General features: G+C 70.1%; 18 protein-coding genes. 7 read left to right on the top strand and 11 right to left on the bottom strand.

Going from position 1 to position 16,255, the window contains the following annotated elements:
* Positions 1-19 precede the first annotated feature (19 nt).
* Positions 20-1,423, bottom strand: coding sequence for an FAD-dependent oxidoreductase (locus ABZX22_RS43410; protein WP_354922622.1), 1,404 nt, complete (start codon positions 1,421-1,423; stop codon positions 20-22).
* Positions 1,424-1,451: 28 nt separating this feature from the next.
* Entirely contained in the window at positions 1,452-1,589 is a 138-nt protein-coding gene (locus tag ABZX22_RS43405; RefSeq protein WP_354922619.1) for a hypothetical protein, read from the bottom strand.
* A gap of 387 nt (positions 1,590-1,976) precedes the next feature.
* On the opposite strand from ABZX22_RS43405, the gene ABZX22_RS43400 reads away from it, so the two are divergent.
* Positions 1,977-2,354 carry a hypothetical protein gene (locus tag ABZX22_RS43400; RefSeq protein ID WP_354922616.1) on the top strand — a complete coding sequence of 126 codons (378 nt, stop codon included), beginning with the start codon at positions 1,977-1,979 and terminating at the stop codon, positions 2,352-2,354.
* Between the two features lie 237 nt (positions 2,355-2,591).
* Here ABZX22_RS43400 and ABZX22_RS43395 read toward each other — a convergent pair whose 3' ends face one another.
* Complete coding sequence (locus ABZX22_RS43395; protein WP_354922613.1) at positions 2,592-2,894, bottom strand: hypothetical protein; 303 nt, start codon at positions 2,892-2,894, stop codon at positions 2,592-2,594.
* A gap of 499 nt (positions 2,895-3,393) precedes the next feature.
* Here ABZX22_RS43395 and ABZX22_RS43390 point away from each other — a divergent pair, with 499 nt between their 5' ends.
* Both ABZX22_RS43390 and ABZX22_RS43385 read left to right on the top strand, forming a co-directional pair.
* Positions 3,394-3,813 carry a hypothetical protein gene (locus ABZX22_RS43390; protein WP_354922610.1) on the top strand — a complete coding sequence of 140 codons (420 nt, stop codon included), beginning with the start codon at positions 3,394-3,396 and terminating at the stop codon, positions 3,811-3,813.
* Positions 3,813-4,418, top strand: coding sequence for a TetR family transcriptional regulator (locus ABZX22_RS43385; protein WP_354922608.1), 606 nt, complete (start codon positions 3,813-3,815; stop codon positions 4,416-4,418). Before ABZX22_RS43390 ends, ABZX22_RS43385 begins: the two co-directional genes overlap by 1 nt.
* Before the next feature lie 62 nt (positions 4,419-4,480).
* Here the strand turns inward: ABZX22_RS43385 and ABZX22_RS43380 are convergent, their stop codons facing one another.
* From ABZX22_RS43380 to ABZX22_RS43370, 3 genes are read right to left on the bottom strand one after another with little or no spacing between them, the layout of a single operon-like run.
* Complete coding sequence (locus tag ABZX22_RS43380; protein ID WP_354922605.1) at positions 4,481-5,446, bottom strand: helix-turn-helix domain-containing protein; 966 nt, start codon at positions 5,444-5,446, stop codon at positions 4,481-4,483.
* Positions 5,446-6,237 carry an ABC transporter permease subunit gene (locus ABZX22_RS43375; protein WP_354922602.1) on the bottom strand — a complete coding sequence of 264 codons (792 nt, stop codon included), beginning with the start codon at positions 6,235-6,237 and terminating at the stop codon, positions 5,446-5,448. The genes ABZX22_RS43380 and ABZX22_RS43375 overlap by 1 nt, the downstream gene beginning before the upstream one ends.
* Positions 6,234-7,118 carry an ABC transporter ATP-binding protein gene (locus tag ABZX22_RS43370; RefSeq protein ID WP_354922599.1) on the bottom strand — a complete coding sequence of 295 codons (885 nt, stop codon included), beginning with the start codon at positions 7,116-7,118 and terminating at the stop codon, positions 6,234-6,236. The genes ABZX22_RS43375 and ABZX22_RS43370 overlap by 4 nt, the downstream gene beginning before the upstream one ends.
* 355 nt (positions 7,119-7,473) lie before the next feature.
* On the opposite strand from ABZX22_RS43370, the gene ABZX22_RS43365 reads away from it, so the two are divergent.
* The gene (locus tag ABZX22_RS43365; protein ID WP_354922596.1) at positions 7,474-9,387 is read left to right on the top strand and encodes an amino acid transporter; all 1,914 of its coding nucleotides are present in this window, start codon (positions 7,474-7,476) and stop codon (positions 9,385-9,387) included.
* A gap of 124 nt (positions 9,388-9,511) precedes the next feature.
* Here the strand turns inward: ABZX22_RS43365 and ABZX22_RS43360 are convergent, their stop codons facing one another.
* Positions 9,512-11,029, bottom strand: a complete 1,518-nt coding sequence (locus ABZX22_RS43360; RefSeq protein ID WP_354922593.1) for an alpha/beta hydrolase — start codon at positions 11,027-11,029, stop codon at positions 9,512-9,514.
* A 135-nt stretch (positions 11,030-11,164) separates the two neighbouring features.
* On the opposite strand from ABZX22_RS43360, the gene ABZX22_RS43355 reads away from it, so the two are divergent.
* Positions 11,165-12,295 (top strand): histidine kinase, encoded by a 1,131-nt coding sequence (locus ABZX22_RS43355; RefSeq protein WP_354922590.1) that lies wholly within the window; start codon positions 11,165-11,167, stop codon positions 12,293-12,295.
* Between the two features lie 40 nt (positions 12,296-12,335).
* On the opposite strand, the gene ABZX22_RS43350 is transcribed toward ABZX22_RS43355, so the two are convergent.
* Together ABZX22_RS43350 and ABZX22_RS43345 are read right to left on the bottom strand one after the other, a co-directional pair.
* Complete coding sequence (locus tag ABZX22_RS43350) at positions 12,336-12,863, bottom strand: hypothetical protein (RefSeq protein WP_354922587.1); 528 nt, start codon at positions 12,861-12,863, stop codon at positions 12,336-12,338.
* Between the two features lie 34 nt (positions 12,864-12,897).
* Complete coding sequence (locus ABZX22_RS43345; RefSeq protein ID WP_354922584.1) at positions 12,898-13,305, bottom strand: MerR family transcriptional regulator; 408 nt, start codon at positions 13,303-13,305, stop codon at positions 12,898-12,900.
* Between the two features lie 46 nt (positions 13,306-13,351).
* Between ABZX22_RS43345 and ABZX22_RS43340 the strand changes: the two genes are divergently transcribed.
* On the top strand, positions 13,352-13,774 hold the full coding sequence (locus ABZX22_RS43340; protein WP_354922581.1) for a VOC family protein: 423 nt from the start codon (positions 13,352-13,354) through the stop codon (positions 13,772-13,774).
* A 301-nt stretch (positions 13,775-14,075) separates the two neighbouring features.
* Here ABZX22_RS43340 and ABZX22_RS43335 read toward each other — a convergent pair whose 3' ends face one another.
* The gene (locus ABZX22_RS43335) at positions 14,076-14,477 is read right to left on the bottom strand and encodes a hypothetical protein (RefSeq protein ID WP_354922578.1); all 402 of its coding nucleotides are present in this window, start codon (positions 14,475-14,477) and stop codon (positions 14,076-14,078) included.
* A 65-nt stretch (positions 14,478-14,542) separates the two neighbouring features.
* Positions 14,543-15,484 carry an RNA polymerase sigma-70 factor gene (locus ABZX22_RS43330; RefSeq protein ID WP_354922576.1) on the bottom strand — a complete coding sequence of 314 codons (942 nt, stop codon included), beginning with the start codon at positions 15,482-15,484 and terminating at the stop codon, positions 14,543-14,545.
* Between the two features lie 256 nt (positions 15,485-15,740).
* Between ABZX22_RS43330 and ABZX22_RS43325 the strand changes: the two genes are divergently transcribed.
* A partial coding sequence (locus tag ABZX22_RS43325; RefSeq protein WP_354922573.1) for an SDR family NAD(P)-dependent oxidoreductase occupies positions 15,741-16,255 on the top strand: 515 nt, incomplete at its 3' end.

The following is a 16,255-nucleotide window of genomic DNA, read 5'->3' as shown; positions in this document are numbered from 1 at the left end:
GACATGGTGATCCCTGCTTTCAGCCGCAGCAGCCGCCGCCGTCGGAGGCGCCGACGGTGACCAGCGGCAGCGGGGTGGCCAGCAGGCCGCCGCTGACGCCGGTGGCCAGGCCGACGCGCTGCTCCTGAGCTTCGGCCAGGTTGGAGGAGCACACTCCGGTCTCCGGCAGGTCGAGCTGCACGTCACGGGCCGCCTCCCAGTCGCCCGCGATCGCCGCGACAACCGAGCGGACCTGCTCGTAGCCGGTGGCCATCAGGAACGTCGGGGCGCGGCCGTAGCTCTTGACGCCGACGGCGTAGTAGCCGGGCTCGGGGTGGGACAGCTCGTCGACGCCGTGGGCGGGGACGGTGCCGCAGGAGTGCTGGTTGGGGTCGATCAGCGGGGCGAGCCGCCGGGTGGAGCCGAGAATCGGGTCCAGGTCCAGGCGCAGCTCGGAGGCGATGGAGTGGTCGGGGCGGTAGCCGGTCGCGACCACGATGCGGTCCACGGTGACCGACTGCTCGGCGCCGGACGGGTCACGGCTGACCACGATCGCCTGGTCGCCGCTGCGGGTGACGGAGTGAGTGAAGAAGCCCGTCAGCAGCCGGATGCGGCCCGACTCGACGTGGGCGCGCAGGCGGGTGCCGAGCGCGCCGCGAGCCGGAAGCGCGTCGGCCTCGCCGCCTCCGTAGGTACGGCTGGCGCCCGCCGCGCGGATCGCCCACGTGATCGGCGTGTTCTCCAGCTGGGCCAGGGCGAGCAGCGTGGTGGCCGCCGAGTGGCCCGCGCCGACGACGAGCGTGTGCCTGCCCTCGTAGCGGTCACGGTCGTCGCCGAGCACGTCGGGAAGGGCGTGGTCGACCAGGTCGCCGACCTCGGCCTCGCCGTGGGCGGGCAGGCCGCTCGCACCCAGCACGTTCGGGCTGGTGTAGCTACCCGAGGCGTCCACGATCGCGCGGGCCAGGAGTTCCTCGCCACCCTCCAGGCGGATGAGGAACGGGGCGTCTTCGCGGCCGTTGGTGCGGACTCGGTCATAGCCGAGACGGCTGATCGCGCTCACCTTGGCGCCCAGCCGTACCTTGTCGCCGAACAGCTTGGCCAGCGGCGCGAGATAGTCGTCGACGAGCTCGGCGCCGGTGGGCAGCCAGTCGGCGTCGGGCGCGGTCCAGCCGTCGGCCTCCAGCAGGCGGCGGGCGGCGGCGTCGATGTTGTACTTCCACGGGCTGAAGACACGGACGTGGCCCCACTGGGCGACCGACGCGGCGATCTGACCCCCGGCCTCCAGGACCAGGAAGTCCTGACCCCGCTCGGTCAGATGCGCGGCGGCGGCCAGTCCGACCGGGCCCGCACCGATCACCACGATCGGAAGCACGCCGGCGGCGCCGGAGGTCACATTCTGCTCAAGTTCGAGGGAGGCGGTGGTGCCGCAGCAACTGGCGCTCATGATGGCTTCTCCTGGGTCTCGGTACGGCTCAGCGGAACAGCAGGATGTCGATGTGGACACGGTCCACGGCGGCCCTGGAGCGGCACGCCGCGTCGCAGACCTCGCCGGTGGCCTCGTTGAAGACGAAAGTCGGACCCTGGCGGTAGCGGCGGAACCGAGCGCGCATCGCGCACCTCCTGTTTAGAAGTTCATCTAAGCAGTGCCTATAGTGCGACACTGCTTAGAGAGATGTCAAATTAGCTGGATGTCGAATCAGGGTCGGCGTCAGAGGCCGACCTGGGCTGGAGCGTGGCGAGCGTGCGCGGCCAGCGGGCCCATGATTGCGGGAAGTTGATCTGCCCTGGCCGGTACCGCCGGAGCCGGTGAAGTCGCCGCCGCTGACGGGCGGGACCGGTGGCGGCGCCGCCCGGCCGGCTGATCGCCGCCATCCCGGTGATCATCCTGTTCGCGCTGGTCGAGCGCAAGGTGGTGGGCGGACTGACAGCCGGATCGATCAGATAGGAACAGCCTTGGTAAAGTCCTCCGCGATCACTTAACGATCTCGGAGGACTCCTTGAAGCTGCGCACCATCGCCGCCGCCGCCATCCTGGGCGCCGGCGTTCTGGTCGGTACGGCGAGCCCCGCGTCGGCCGCCACCTGCTCGGGCACCCACCTGGACAACTGGCCCATCAAGGGCGGCTACATCGCCGTCTACTACAACTCCTCGACCGGCTACAACTGCGCGATGACCTACACCAACACGCCCGGCGTCTCGCAGTACATCCGAGTGACCCTCGGGGTCGAGGGCGGCGCGTCGAAGACCGACGCCCAGTACTACAAGTACTACGCGGGCCCCGTCAGCGTGTACGCCAGGGGCAAGTGCATCGAGTTCTACGGCCAGGTCGGCTCCAGCAACCCGCTGGAGGGCGTCGGAAACGCCTACTGCGGCTGAATTGATCCGTTGCACGTCGTGTGCCTCCAGCCCTGACGTCTGAGTCATGCGCCTTTACCTGTAGTGCACGGGGCTGACCGGTTCAGCCACCGCTACCACAGTCCGGCAATTGCGTCGATCGTTCCGGTGAGGCGTCGTCCCAGATCAGCACCCTTGGGGACGGCGCCCCTCGTGATGACGTGCGCTTCGGATGCGGCCGTGGCCAAGAAGGCCCGGCTCCCGCAGTGGACAACACCGTTACGGGGGATGCTTCTCGCGCCGGTCACCGAGGAGGGCATCAGCCTCGGTCAGGACGATCCACAGCGCCGGTTCGCTGGTCCGGACGAGCGCTGGGAAGCACACATCACGGCCCTCCCGATTGTCCCGGGGGGCCGTTGTCTTGATCGAACTTCCGGACAACGCGAAACGCCGCCAGTCGGGTGCGGCGGCGCCGCCGATCGCGCCCGCCACCATGCTCAGGTGGCGGGCCGACTCGTGAGCGCGGGTCATGCCGATCTTCTGCAGACGGCAGCGAATGCTCGCTGGCGACGGCAGGACCATCCGCTCGCGCCTCGTGGAACACCTTGAGGTAGGCGCGATCAGTGAGCCGATGAAGGTGCGCCCGTACGGGACCGGTCCCGAGCTGCTTGATGTGCTCCCGCAGCAGGGCGCACAGCTCAGGGTGGATCGGGACGGGGCGAGTCTCCCCCACCGCCCTGTGCTTGAGCCCGCGCCGCTCTCGGACCTGGCCGCTGTTCGTCCAACGACTCTCGGTTCGAGCGAGCCCACGCGATCGGTCCGGGCGGCACACGTTGCCGGTTCCACTTCCGCCGTACCGGCACGGACCAGGTGACGCGATCTCCCAGGTGCCCGGCTCCCGGACAAGGAGGCCGGGCGCCTGGTCGTGCCGCCACCCGGGCCGTGCGGCGCGCTCACCCAGTCGCGGGTGACGTCAAGCTTCTTCGCCGAACCCCTCGCCGCCCTGACGCGCAGCGAATGAGACTTGCGCAGGTTTGTTTAGAGCGTAAGCTTACGTTCTAAACAAACAGGAGGCACAGCCATGCACACTCTTGCCCTTGTCACCCCGCTCGTCCTGGTCGCCTACCTGGTCGTGACCGAATGGGTCCCGATGTTCCCGTTCAATGACCTGCAGTCCCAGACGGTGAAGGAGCGGCTCGCCATGGCCGCGATCAACTACCCGATCTTCATCGCGATCGCCGTCGCGGTGGCACTGAACGCGGGCACCGTCGCGCTGGTCCTCAGCGTGCTGACGATGATCGGCCACGTCACGAGCTGGTGGCTTCCGTACTTCGGGTTCAGCTTCGCCGCCCAGCGCGAGGCCTACCGGCGGGAATACGCCCGCACCTGGAAGATCCTGCCCACCGAGGGCCGCGACGTGGTCATCGACGTGCAGCACATGGTGGTGGGCGTGCTGTGCCTGATCATGCTGGTGAGCGTGACCTTCACTACGCTGGCCTGATGAGCGCTCCTGGGCAATCGCGAGGCGGGCGGCCTGCCGTACTGAGCAGAGAGAAGATCATCGCAGCCGCGCTGGCCGTGATCGACGCGGACGGTCTCGAAGCGCTGTCCATGCGCAAGGTCGGCGAACGGCTCGGCGTCGAGGCGATGTCCCTGTACCGGCACGTGCCCAACAAGGCGGCGATGCTCGCCGCCGTCGTCGACCACCTGGCCGCCCAGGCCGCCGTGCGCCTGCCCGCGGCCACCGCCTGGACCGATGCCCTGCTGGACTTCGGACACCACTACCGGCAGGTCCTGCTCGCGCACCCCGCCGCGGTTCCGCTGCTCGCCACCCACCCGGTCAGTCCCGAGGTCGGCGCGCAGTTGCTCGGCCAGATCCTCGCGACCGTCGACCTGGGTGAGACCTCTCTCGAGGACGTCCAGCTCGCCTTCCAGTCAGTGGCCGTCTTCACCCTGGGGCACGCCCTGGCCCAGGTCGGCACACCGCCCGGTCGGCGCGAAGCCCCCCAGCAGGCCGACGCCGGCTACTACGACACCTGGTTCGAGACGGGCCTGTCAGCCCTGCACAGGGGTTTCATGGCGGCACACCCCACCCGTCACGGCTAGCGCTACACAAGATCGCTTCGCGTGGAGTGTCGTCGAAGCGGAAGGCCGGCCCGCGCCACTCCTTAGGGCCATTCCAGGAGGCGGGCGCCGAGCACGGCGGTTTCCAGGGTGAAGCGCTGGGTGGGCTCGTCAGGTGAGAAGCCGGTCAGGCGGCGGATGCGTTCCAGCCGGTAGGTGACGGTCCTGGTGCTGACGCCCAGCCGGCGCGCGGCCGCCGCCTGGTTGCCGTGCGCGGCGAAGATCGCCTCCAACGTCTCCAGCAGCGGCTCATGGCCCCCGCGCGCCTGCAGCAGAGGGCTCAGCACGCTGGTCACCAGATCCTCGATCGCCGCCCGGTCGCGTAGCAGCACCGGGAAGACGAGCAGGTCGGCGGCCCTCACCACCTGCGCGCGGATGCCCAGCTTGTCGGCCAGTTCCAGTGCTCCCGCCGCCTCGCGAAAGGACGCGACCACCCCGCCGGGCCCACGCTTCGGACGGCCCACCCCGAGCCGCCAGCCGTCGGCGAACCGGGCCCGCACGTGGTGGGAGAACTCTCCCACCGCCGCGGGAAGCGTCGCGGGGACCACGCACACCAACAGCCCGTCACGCACGGCCACCAGCACGTTGTGCGAACCGAACCTGGCGATCAGGTCGCGCTCGATGCGATCCGGGTCGCCGTCCGACATGCCGCGGGCGACCGCCACCGTGTACGACTCGGCCAGCCGGAGCCCGAAGCGCTCCGCCCGCTCGGCCAGCCGTTCCGCCCTGCCCTGGAGCAGGTCGTCGACGAACTCCCGCCGGGCCAGCTCCTCGCTGCGCCAGGCGGCCAGCTGCGCGCCCTCGTACCCCTCCATCAGGGCCGCGACCGCCCTGCGCAGCGCGGCCGTGCCTTCAACAGCACGCAACGCCTCGTCGATCAGCACCCGCAGCGGGACGCCCTGTTCGGCGGCGCGCTCGCCGGCCGCGCGACACTCCTCGAGCGTCGCGCGGCCGGGCAGCCGTCCCGTCGCGGCGTGCTCGGCGAGCAGCCGTGGGAGCGGGTCCTCCATCAGACTCCTACGTCACGCCTGTCGAAGGCGAGAACCGCGGTGAGCGCCAGTACGGCCGCCGCTCCCGCCAGCACAAGATAATCACCCAGCGGGAAGCCCTGGTAGAGCGGCCTGCCCTCGGCGTAGTAGTGGAACGGCGAGACCCACTTGAGCCAGGAGATGGCATCGACGTTCCTGCCGACGGTGATGACCATGTAGCCGGCGATTCCCCACACACCGACCACCGTCATGGCCAGCGCCTTGCGTCCGGTCATCGCGCCCACGGTCAACGTGAGCGTGCCGAAGAACAGGGCGAGGAGGAACACGCCGGTGTGCGCGGCGAGGATCCGGTCGACCCCTACGCCGAGGTCGATGGACCTGGCGACGCCGACGACGACCAGGAAGGTGATCGCGGTGATCGTGAGCAGGGCGATCAGCAGCCCGACGAAGCGGTCGAGCACCAGCCGCTTGCGGTCGATGGGCAGCGTGACGGTCAGCTCCAGCGTGCCGGACTCCTCCGGCTGCGCGATCGCCCGGTTGCCCAGGATCATCGCGCAGACGATGAACATGAGCGGGACGAGCAGCTGGTAGACGACCGTCTGCAGGTAGCCGGTCGCGGTGGCGATGTCCTCCATTCCGCCCAGGATGTCCCTGAGCGCTCCGGGGGCCTTGGCCAGCGCCTGTTTGCTGAGGGTCTCGGGATCTTCGCGCATGCTGCCGTAGATGCTGATGTACATCGTCAGGAAGAGGCTGATGCCGACGGTCCAGCCGATCAGTGCCCGGCGGTACTCCCCGAGCGTCTTGGTGATCACGACACCTCGCTGTAGTAGGTCAGGAAGATCTCTTCGAGGTCCGGCTCCGCGCTGACCATGTGCACCACGGTGAACCGGGCGGCCGCCTTGATCAGCGCGTCGGGGCGGCCGTCGATCGTGCACGACAGCGCCGCGCCCTCGACCTTCAGGTCTCGTACGCCCGGCAGGGCAGCGAACGCCTCGGGCGGCACCGGCGCGTCGAAGTGGAACTCCACGCGCCGCACCGCCTTCTCCCGCAGCGCGGCCACGTTCTCCACGGCCACCAGGCGGCCCTCGCGCACGATGCCGACCCGGTCGGAGACCTGCTCGACCTCGGCCAGCACGTGGGAGGACATCAGCACGGTCCGGCCGGACCTGCGCACCTCGCGCACCATGGCCAGGAACTCCCGCTGCAGTAACGGGTCCAGCCCGCTGGTCGGCTCGTCCAGGATGAGGAACTCCGGTTCGTGCATGAACGCCTGGACCAGCCCGACCTTCTGCTTGTTGCCCTTGGAGAGCTTGCGCATCTGGACCGACAGGTCGGCGTCCAGCCGTTCGGCCAGCTCCTCGATGCGCGCGCTCGGCACGCCGCCCCGGATCCTGCCCAGGAAGCGCAGGTAGTCACGGGCCTTCTCCCGCCCCTCCAACACCAGCTCGCCGGGCAGATAGCCGATCCGGCTCCGGACCCCGTGCTCGCGGGAGTCCGCGCCCAGCACCCGCACCGACCCTCTGGTCGGCCTGATCACGTCGAGCAGCAGCCTGATCGTCGTGGTCTTGCCCGCGCCGTTGGGCCCGAGGTAGCCGAAGACCTCGCCGGGCCGGATGTCGAGCGTCAGGTCCTCGAGACCGCGGCGTTCGCCGTAGTACTTGGTCAGCCCTTCGGCCTCCACCACTGCAGTCATGACGGAATGGTCCCGTGCGCGGCGCCCGGCGTCATGTGAGTACTCCGGCAGGCTCGCGAAGCCTTCGTTTCCGTTTCCCGGCAATACTGCCGCCTCCTGGAGACGGCCGACGCGGCGTCGACCGGCGACCCGCGTCCCGATCGAGACCTTCGCGGCCTGACGTCTTCTTGACGTGCGACTGCCGGCGCCGTCGGCTGCTCGACCAAGGTCCTGACCGAAGACCCTCGAATGTCACCCTCCGTGACGATGCGAATTCGGTCATTGACGCGTTCTTGACACCTCAACGCGACAGACAGGCACGAAGTGGCAAGTAGTGTGCGTTCGTCAGCTGAGAGCGATGTATGGGGTGCCCGAAATGGTCAGGATGAGGCAACCCGCCTCCGCACCGGGAACTCCGCTACGGACGTGGCTGCTCGAGGGTCTGCAGACCGATCGCAAGCAGATCGAGCACGGCCCGCACGCCAAGCATCCCTGGTGGCGGGTGATGTGCCTGACCGGCGTGGACTATTTCTCCACTCTGGGCTACCAGCCCGGCATCGCCGCGCTGGCGGCCGGACTGCTGTCGCCGCTGGCCACGCTGTTCCTGGTCGGCCTGACGCTGCTGGGGGCACTGCCGGTCTACCGGCGGGTGGCCGAGGAGAGCCCCTACGGGCAGGGCTCGATCGCGATGCTGGAAAAGCTCGCCCCCCAGTGGTGGGGCAAGCTGTTCGTACTCGCCCTGCTCGGCTTCGCGGCCACCGACTTCGTCATCACGATGACGCTGTCAGCCGCCGACGCGACCGCGCACATCCTGGAGAACCCTTTCGCGCCGCACTGGCTTGAGGGCCAGCGTGTGCCGGTCACGCTTTTCCTCCTGGCCCTGCTCGGCGGGGTGTTCCTCATGGGGTTCACCGAGGCGATCGGCATCGCCGTCCTGCTGGTCTTCGTCTATCTAGGGCTCAACGCGGTCGTCGTGACCGTGGCGATCCTGCATGTGCTGAACAACCCGGACGTCGTGGTGAGCTGGCAGAACCTGCTGAACGCCGGCTACAGCAGCCCCCTGGCCATGATCGGCCTGTCGCTGCTGGTGATGCCGAAGCTCGCGCTGGGCATGTCCGGCTTCGAGACCGGCGTCGCGGTGATGCCCGTAATCAAGGGCGACATCCAGCAGCGGATCAAGGGCACCAAACGGTTGCTCACCACGGCCGCGTTGATCATGAGCGTCTTCCTGATCCTGAGCAGCTTCGTCACCACCGTGCTGATCCCCGCCGCGGAGTTCCAGCCGGGCGGCAAGGCCAACGGACGCGCGCTCGCCTATCTCGCCCACGGTTTCCTCGGCGACTGGTTCGGCACCACCTACGACATCAGCACCATCGCCATCCTGTGGTTCGCCGGCGCCTCGGCGATGGCCGGGCTGATCAACCTGGTGCCGCGCTATCTTCCCAGGTACGGCATGGCGCCGGAGTGGACCGGCGCGGTACGCCCCCTCGTCCTCATCTTCTCCGCGATCGCGTTCGCCATCACGATCATCTTCGACGCCAGTGTGGAGGCTCAGGGCGGCGCGTACGCCACCGGCGTGCTGGTGCTCATGCTGTCGGCCGCGGCGGCGGTGACGCTGTCGGCGCACAATCTCGGCCAGCGGTCGGCACGTGCGGGTTTCGGGCTGATCACAGGCGTGCTCGCCTACACGCTGGTCGACAATGTGTTTGAACGGCCCGACGGTGTCAAGATCGCCTCGTTCTTCATCGCCGCGATCATCATCACCTCGCTGATCTCCCGTGCCACCCGCTCAACCGAGCTGCGCGTCACCGACGTACACCTGGATCCGCTGGCCGAGCAGTTCGTCAACGAGGCCTGCGGTGACATCCACGTGATCGCCAACGAACCCCACGAACGCGACCAGAGAGAGTACAACGACAAGCTGCGCGAGACCTGGCTGAACCACCGGCTGCGCAGTTCGGAGCCGGTCCTGTTCGTGGAGGTCACCGTGCCCGACGCCTCGGAGTTCGAGACCGAACTGCACGTCAAGGGCGAGGAACGCTACGGCCACCAGATCCTGCGGATCGAGAGCTCGGCCGTGCCCAACACGCTGGCCGCGCTGCTGCTGTACCTGCGTGACCGTACCCGCGGTGTGCCGCACATCTACTTCCACTGGGCCGAGGGCAACCCGGTCGTGGGCATGCTGCGCTACCTGGTCTTCGGCGGCGGGGATGTGCCTCCGCTGACTCGCGAGGTGCTGCGCAAGGCCGAGCCGGACATCGAACGGCGCCCTCACGTCCACGTCGGCTAGCGAGGATTCCCGTCGAAGTCCTCGCTACCGGGTGGAGGTCGCTGGGGCGTGCCGCGTCGGCGTTCCGGTGAAGACGTCCTCAATGCGTGAGGCCGCGTGGGGGTGTCGCGGCCTGGGCGGCGGGTCAGGGATGGCAGATCGGGTCGGCGGCGGGGAGGGTGCCGGTGGCCAGGTAGGCGTTGACCTTGGCGTCCACGCAGGCGTTGCCGTATTCGCCGTAGATCCCGTGGGCGGTGGTGCCGCGCAGGGTGAGCAGGCGGGAGCCGGTCAGCGCCCGGTGCATGGCCTTGCTGCCCTCGTAGGTGGTGGCGGTGTCGCCGGTGGCGGACACGATCAGCGCGGGGGTGGGGTTGGCGACGTGGGTGAGGCGCTCGCGCGGGTGGTTCGGCCAGAAGGCGCAGGGCCAGATGTTGTTCTTGAGGGGGCCGAAGAGGGGATGGCGCGCACGGCTGCGCTGGACGTCGTTCCAGTAGACGTCGGGGTCGCGCGGCGCGGCGCGGTCTCCGCAGATGATCGCGGCGGCCGGGCCGGCGAGCGGGGAGCCGGCGCTGGTCAGGACGAACGCGAGGAATCCGGCGAGTTCGGAGCCGGGGTCGGCCCGGCGGCCGTGCGCGGCCTCGTTCAGGGTCCGAACGGTGGAGGTGAACTCCGCGCGGGCCGCGGGGCGGTCGTCGCCGGAGCCGATGGAGAGGATGTACGGGACCGCCTGGTCGTCCACCTCGTACGGTCCGACGCGCAGCGGGCGATCCTGCGCGGCGGCGACGATAGCGTTCACGGTGGCGAGCACGCGGGCGGGGGTGGCGCCGAGGCCATAGGTGCCGTGACGTTTGGCAGCCCAGGCCGCCCAGCCGCGCAGCGCGCGTTCCGCCTCGTCTTCGGTGCCCTGCGTCGCCCTGGGGCCCCACGTGTTCGGGTCGCCCGCGCTGTCCAGGACCACACGGTCGGTGCGGCCGGGGAACATCTGGGTGTAGACCGCGCCCAGGTAGCTGCCGTAGGAGTAGCCGAGGAAGGAGATCCGGCGCTCCCCGAGGACGCGGCGTACGAGGTCGATGTCGCGGGCCGTGTCGCGCGTGTTGGCGTACGGGAGCACGTCGGCATGGCGCCGGGCGCAACGCTCGGCCAGGTCGTGCTGCACCGCCACCTGCTGATCGAACCGGGCGCGGGTCGGACCGGCCGAGCGTAGCCACAGGCCGACGGGCCAGCCGCAGTCGAGCGGCGTGCTGCGCCCGACGAACCGCGGGTCCAGGCCGACGAGGTCGTAACGAGCGGCGACGTCCTTCATGGCCGCGCGCGTCCGCAGGGGCATGCCCAGCGTGCTCTCGCCGGGACCGCCGCTGTTGAGGACCATGGTGCCGATGCGATGGGCGCGGTCGGTGGCGGGGAGGCGGGACAGCGCGAGTTTGATGGTGCGGCCGCCGGGCCTGGAGTGGTCGAGCGGGACGGTGAGCTCCGCGCACCGTGCGCCTGCCCGGTCGAGTTCCCTGCCGACGGCGTCGTCGGCGCCCTGGGCGCAGTGCTTCCAGTCGGGCCGTGGGAGCGGGCCGCCGTCGGCTCTGGCCGGGGGCGTGACGGCGGCGGACAGGGCGATCAGGGCGAGGACCGGGACCAGGCGTCTGCGGGTCCGCGCACGTGTCGGTTTCATGGTCAGGGACGCTATTTCGGCCGGGCGTCCGGCACGATACCGCTGGCCGCACGCGCGCTGGTACAGCCCGCTGTAGTGCCCGGCGGAGGCCGGTGACGGATAATGATCGCCGTACGGCGTCGTGAGGAGGTGCGCATGCGTGACCGTGCGTTCTCCGGCTCGCTCTACCTGCTGGGCACGTTGGCCACGGCCGTGGTCACGGCGCTCGCGTCGCCGGTGCTTCTCGCGCCGCCGGCGGCGCGGGGCTGGGCGGACTGGCACCGTCAGCGGGCCGGCAGGCTGCTCGGCGTTCCGGCCGACGGACGGCCGGGCGGGCGGCGGGATCTCGCCTGGGCGCTCGTGCACGTCGCCGTCGGGTTCCCGCTCGGGCTGGCCGCCCTGCTATGCCTGGGCAACATCCTGGTCGCCGCGGTGGCGTCGACATTGTGGTGGGCGTTTCCCGCCGACGCGCGTCCCACCCTGTTGTCGTTCTTCGATGTCCAGGTGGGCGATTGGCAGACCGCGCTGGTCGGGGGCTCTGTTCAGATCGCCGTCCTCGGTGCGGCGGCCTGGTGGGTGCTCCCGACACTGGCGCGCCTCCACGCGCGGCTGTGCCTGGCGGTGCTCGCGCCGTCGGCCCGCGAGCGGCTCACCGAGCGGGTCGACGTGCTGACCAGGAGCCGGGTCGGCGTGGTCGACGCCCACGGCGCGGAGCTCCAGCGGATCGAACGCGATCTGCACGACGGGACGCAGGCGCGCCTGGTGGCCATCGCCATGCAGCTGGGCATGGCCAGGGAGTCACTCGCCGACGACCCGGACACGGTCGCGGCGCTGCTCCAGCGGGCGCACGAGACGGCGGAGGAGGCGATGGTCGAGCTCCGCACGGTGCTCCAGACGATCTACCCGCCGATCCTCGCCGACCGCGGGCTCGAGGGGGCGCTGACGGCGCTGGCCACCCGGTCGAGCGTGCCGGTCCACGTCGAGCTCGCCGATCTGGGCGCGCTCCCGGCGGCCGTGGAGGCGGTGGCCTACTACGTGATCGCCGAGGCGCTGACGAACGTGACCAAGCACGCCACCGCCACGCGGGCGGCCCTCCGGATCGAGCGCGCCGACGACGTGCTGTCCATCGAGGTCACCGACGACGGAAGGGGCGGCGCCGACGAGGCGCGCGGCACCGGGATCCCCGGGATACGCCGGCGGGTCGCCGCCCTGGACGGCGCGGTCCGCCTCGACAGCCCGCCGGGCGGCCCCACCACGCTCGCCGTCCAGGTGCCGTGCGGGCCGTGATCGCCGAGGACAACGCCCCCTCTTCCGTGATGCTGAATGCTCAGTCGGTCGTGGCCCGGGGCGCGGTGGTGGCGAGCTGTGCTTCGTGGTCCTGCCTGACCTTGCGCAGGAAGTCCACCGTCCACAGTGGCACCGAGGGCAGCGCGAGCGCGAGGATCAGGAACAGCCCGGCGAAGGGCAGGGCCCACAGGTAGACGACGTGGATCGAGTCGGCGACGGCCTGGGAGACGGTCGTCTGAAGGGCGGGCGACAGCGCGGCCCCCTCGGACATTGCCTGGCGCGCGATCTCCTCGGCTGATCCAGGAAGCGCAGGCGCCTGTTGCTGCAGCTCGTAGGTCAGCCGGCGCACCAGGATGGTGCCGAACAGAGCGGTGCCGAGCGCGCCGCCCATGGAGCGGAAGAACATCGCGGCCGCGGAGGCGACGCCGAGGGACTGCGGCTCGGCGGAGTTCTGCATGATGAGGACCAGGAGCTGGATCGCGCAGCCGATGCCGGCACCGAGCACCAGCATCTCCAGCGCCATCAGCCACGCGGGGGTGCGGCGGGGTGCGAGGTTGGTCTTCGTCATGCCGATCACCCTGCGACTTGAAGCGCGCTTGAAGTCAAGCGGGCGGCTGCGGTCGGGCGGAGCGGACGAAGCGCTGGAAGTCCGGGCAGTCCACCAGCGGGTCGTGCAGGCAGACGGAGGCATGCAGAAGGCTGTCGCGCATGAGCGCGAGCTGGGCGATGCGCTCCTCCAGGTCGGCCGCCTTGGCCTGGAGGCGTGCGCGCAGCGCGCTGTCGGTCGGCTTGGCGGCGAAGAGCTCGGCGATCTCCGTGAGGGTGAACCCGGCGTCGCGCGCGGAGGTGACCAGCGCCAGGCGGTCCACCGTCGCCGGGTCATACGTACGGCGCAGCCCGTTGCGGCCGGTCGCGCTGATGAGGCCCTTCTGCTCATAGAAGCGCAGCGCCGAGGGCGCCAGTCCCGAGCGCTTGGCGACCTCGGCGATGTCCAGCAGGCCCTCGTCCATGATCCTCCTTGACTTGAAGCGCACTTGAAGTTGCAGCATACGTCGCATGACGAACACCACGCGCGACCGCGTCCGCACCCTGGGCCTCAACCACGTCAACCTGGTCGTCGCCGACGTCGACCGCTCGGTCCGCTTCTACACCGGCAGCCTCGGCATGGAGATCGGCGGCGTCACCCCGGAGATCACCTTCCTCACCACTCCCGGTACCGGTGACCAGTTGGCGCTGCAACAGGCCGGCGGTGACCTCGACCGCGCCACCGGCAAGACCCGGACCGCGGGCGACTCCGGGGGCGTGGACCACATCGGCTTCGACGTCGCCGACGCCGCGACGCTCCAGACGCTGATCGACCAGATCCACGACTGCGGCGGCACGCTGCTCATGCAGTTCCCCGACGAGAACGGCCTGCCCACCGCCTTCGTCACCGACCCCGACGGCTACGTGCTCCAGCTCACCGCCCGCCGCGCCTGACCTGACACCTCACCCGACCAGCCCGGACGGGGCACGCCTCATCACAGGCTCACGCCCCGTCCTCATCAGTGCACATCGAGCGGTGCGGCACGCCGGGTGTTCATCCCGTTGACGGCCGTGGGGCCGCCGGATCGCGAGATGTCGTCGAGGCGGCCGAGGACTTCCGAGGGGAGGCCGAGGGCCGCTGGGTCGCCATCCCCTACGACGCCCCCCAGACCCGCGAGCGCGCCGGCGGACTCGAAGCGGTTGGCCGGTGGTGGGGTCGAGGGGTGCGGGGGCACGACCCGGGGGTCGGCGGCGGCTACGACCGGACGCTGGAGCGGCCTCGCCGGGCGGCGGACAGCATCTGGCCAAGGGTCAAGGTGCTGAGGCCGAACATCAGGACGCCCAGGGGGACATGGAGCGAGGTCATGCCCGCGATGCCCAGCGCGACCTGCGCCGACGCGAGGACGAGGAAGCCGGCGGCGTACAGGATGGGGCGGGGTGTGCCGCCGCCCGGGCGCCAGGCCAGGACCGCGGCGAGCACGTACAGCAGCGTCGTGCCGTACATCACGGGTGATCCGATGTGGTGCAGCTCGGTGTCGTGGGACGCGAACAGCATTCCGGCGGTGGCCGCCTGGAAGAAGATGCTCACGGTCTGCACGGCGACCGCGATCTTCAGGAAGGTGCGGCCGCCGTGCGCTGCCGTCGTCTGTCCGGTCATGGTGCGTGGTGTCCCTTTGCTGGCGGGTGGCAGTGGATGAGTGGTGTTTCGGTGGTCCGGTTTGTTCATCGCAGGGTGAGCGGGGTCTCGGAGGCGACGCGGGTCAGCTTCTGCGGGTTGCGGACGTAGTAGAGGCCGGTGATGCGGGCGTCCTCGACACGCATCGCCAGGACGCCGTCGAGCTCGCCGTCCACGCGGATGATGAGTGCCGGATTGCCGTTGACCACGGTGGAGTCACCGGTGAGCGTGAACCGGGCCTTGCCGAGGCCGCCGACGATGAAGCGGGCCACCTTGCCGGCACCGGTGATCGGCCGCGGCGCGGCCTGCTTGACGCCGCCGCCGTCGCTCACCAGGACGACCTCGGGGGCGAGCACATCAAGGAGGGCCTGCAGATCCCTGGTCTCGAGCGCGGCCTGAAATGACTCCAGGGCCGCCCGAGCCTGGCTCGGGGAGACCGCCTCGCGGGGGCGGCGGGCATCGACGTGCCGGCGGGCGCGGTGCGCGATCTGCCGGACGGCCACGGGGCTCTTGTCGACGGCGGCCGCGATCTCCTCGTAGCTGACGTCGAAGACCTCGCGCAGCACGAAGACGGCACGCTCGGTCGGCGAGAGGCTCTCCAGGACGAGCATCAGCGCCATCGACACGCTCTCGGCGAGCTCGGCGTCCTCGGCCACGTCCGGTGTGGTGAGCAGCGGCTCGGGCAGCCAGGGGCCGACGTACGTCTCCTTGCGGCGTTTCATGGTGCGCAGCCGGTTGAGCGACTGCCGGGTGGTGATCCGGACGAGGTAGGCGCGCTGGTCGGACACCTGTCCCAGGTCGACCTTGATCCAGCGCAGCCAGGTCTCCTGCAGGATGTCCTCGGCGTCGGCCGCCGAGCCGAGCATCTCGTAGGCGACGGTGAACAGCAGGTTGCGGTGGGCGACGAAGGCCTCGGTGGCGGAGTCCATCGGGCCGTCACCGGGGGGCGGCCCGACCTGACCCGCCGTTGGCCCGCTGCGCTCGTTCATTGCCGGCTCCTGCCTGTTCGCTTTCCGCCTTGCTCCGCGCACAAGACACCGGCCCTCACCGCCGTGTGACACCCGTGATCGGTGGCATACGTCACATGACCGCGCTGTCACAAAGTCCGGGTCGCCGGTGCCTCATGGTCGTCGGGACGCCGCGCGAACGATCCACGCGGCACCACGACTTCACGAGTGATCGCCTTGGCCCCGTCGCGTGGTGACCGCCGCGCGACCGCCACCGCAGAGAGAACGGTAGGACATCATGAGCAAGGTCTGGTTCGTCACCGGTTCGTCTCGCGGCCTCGGCCGCGACTTCGTCGAGGCCGCCCTGTCGCGTGGCGACCAGGTGGCCGCGACCGCCCGCACCACCGCGGGCTTCGATGACCTGGTCGCCGCCTACGGCGAGGCGGTGCTTCCGCTGGAGCTGGACGTGACCGACAAGGCCGCCGTCTTCGACAGCGTCAAGCGGGCCAAGGAGCACTTCGGCCGGCTCGACGTCATCGTGAACAACGCCGGCTACGCCCAGGTGGGCGCGATCGAGGAGCTGACCGAGCAGCACCTGCGCGACCAGCTGGAGACCAACCTGTTCGGCGCGGTGTGGGTCATCCAGGCCGCACTGCCCTACCTGCGCGAGCAGGGCGCGGGGCACATCATCCAGCTGTCCTCGGCCGCCGGTCTCCTAGCGATGCCGCTCGGCGGCGCCTACCACGTCTCCAAGTGGGCCGTGGAAGCCCTGAACGAATCCCTCGCCCAGGAGGTCGCCGACTTCGGCATCAA

Source organism: Nonomuraea sp. NPDC003804 (assembly GCF_040610675.1).
Classification (GTDB): Bacteria; Actinomycetota; Actinomycetes; order Streptosporangiales; family Streptosporangiaceae; genus Nonomuraea.
This window is presented reverse-complemented; position numbering and strand designations above follow the sequence as displayed.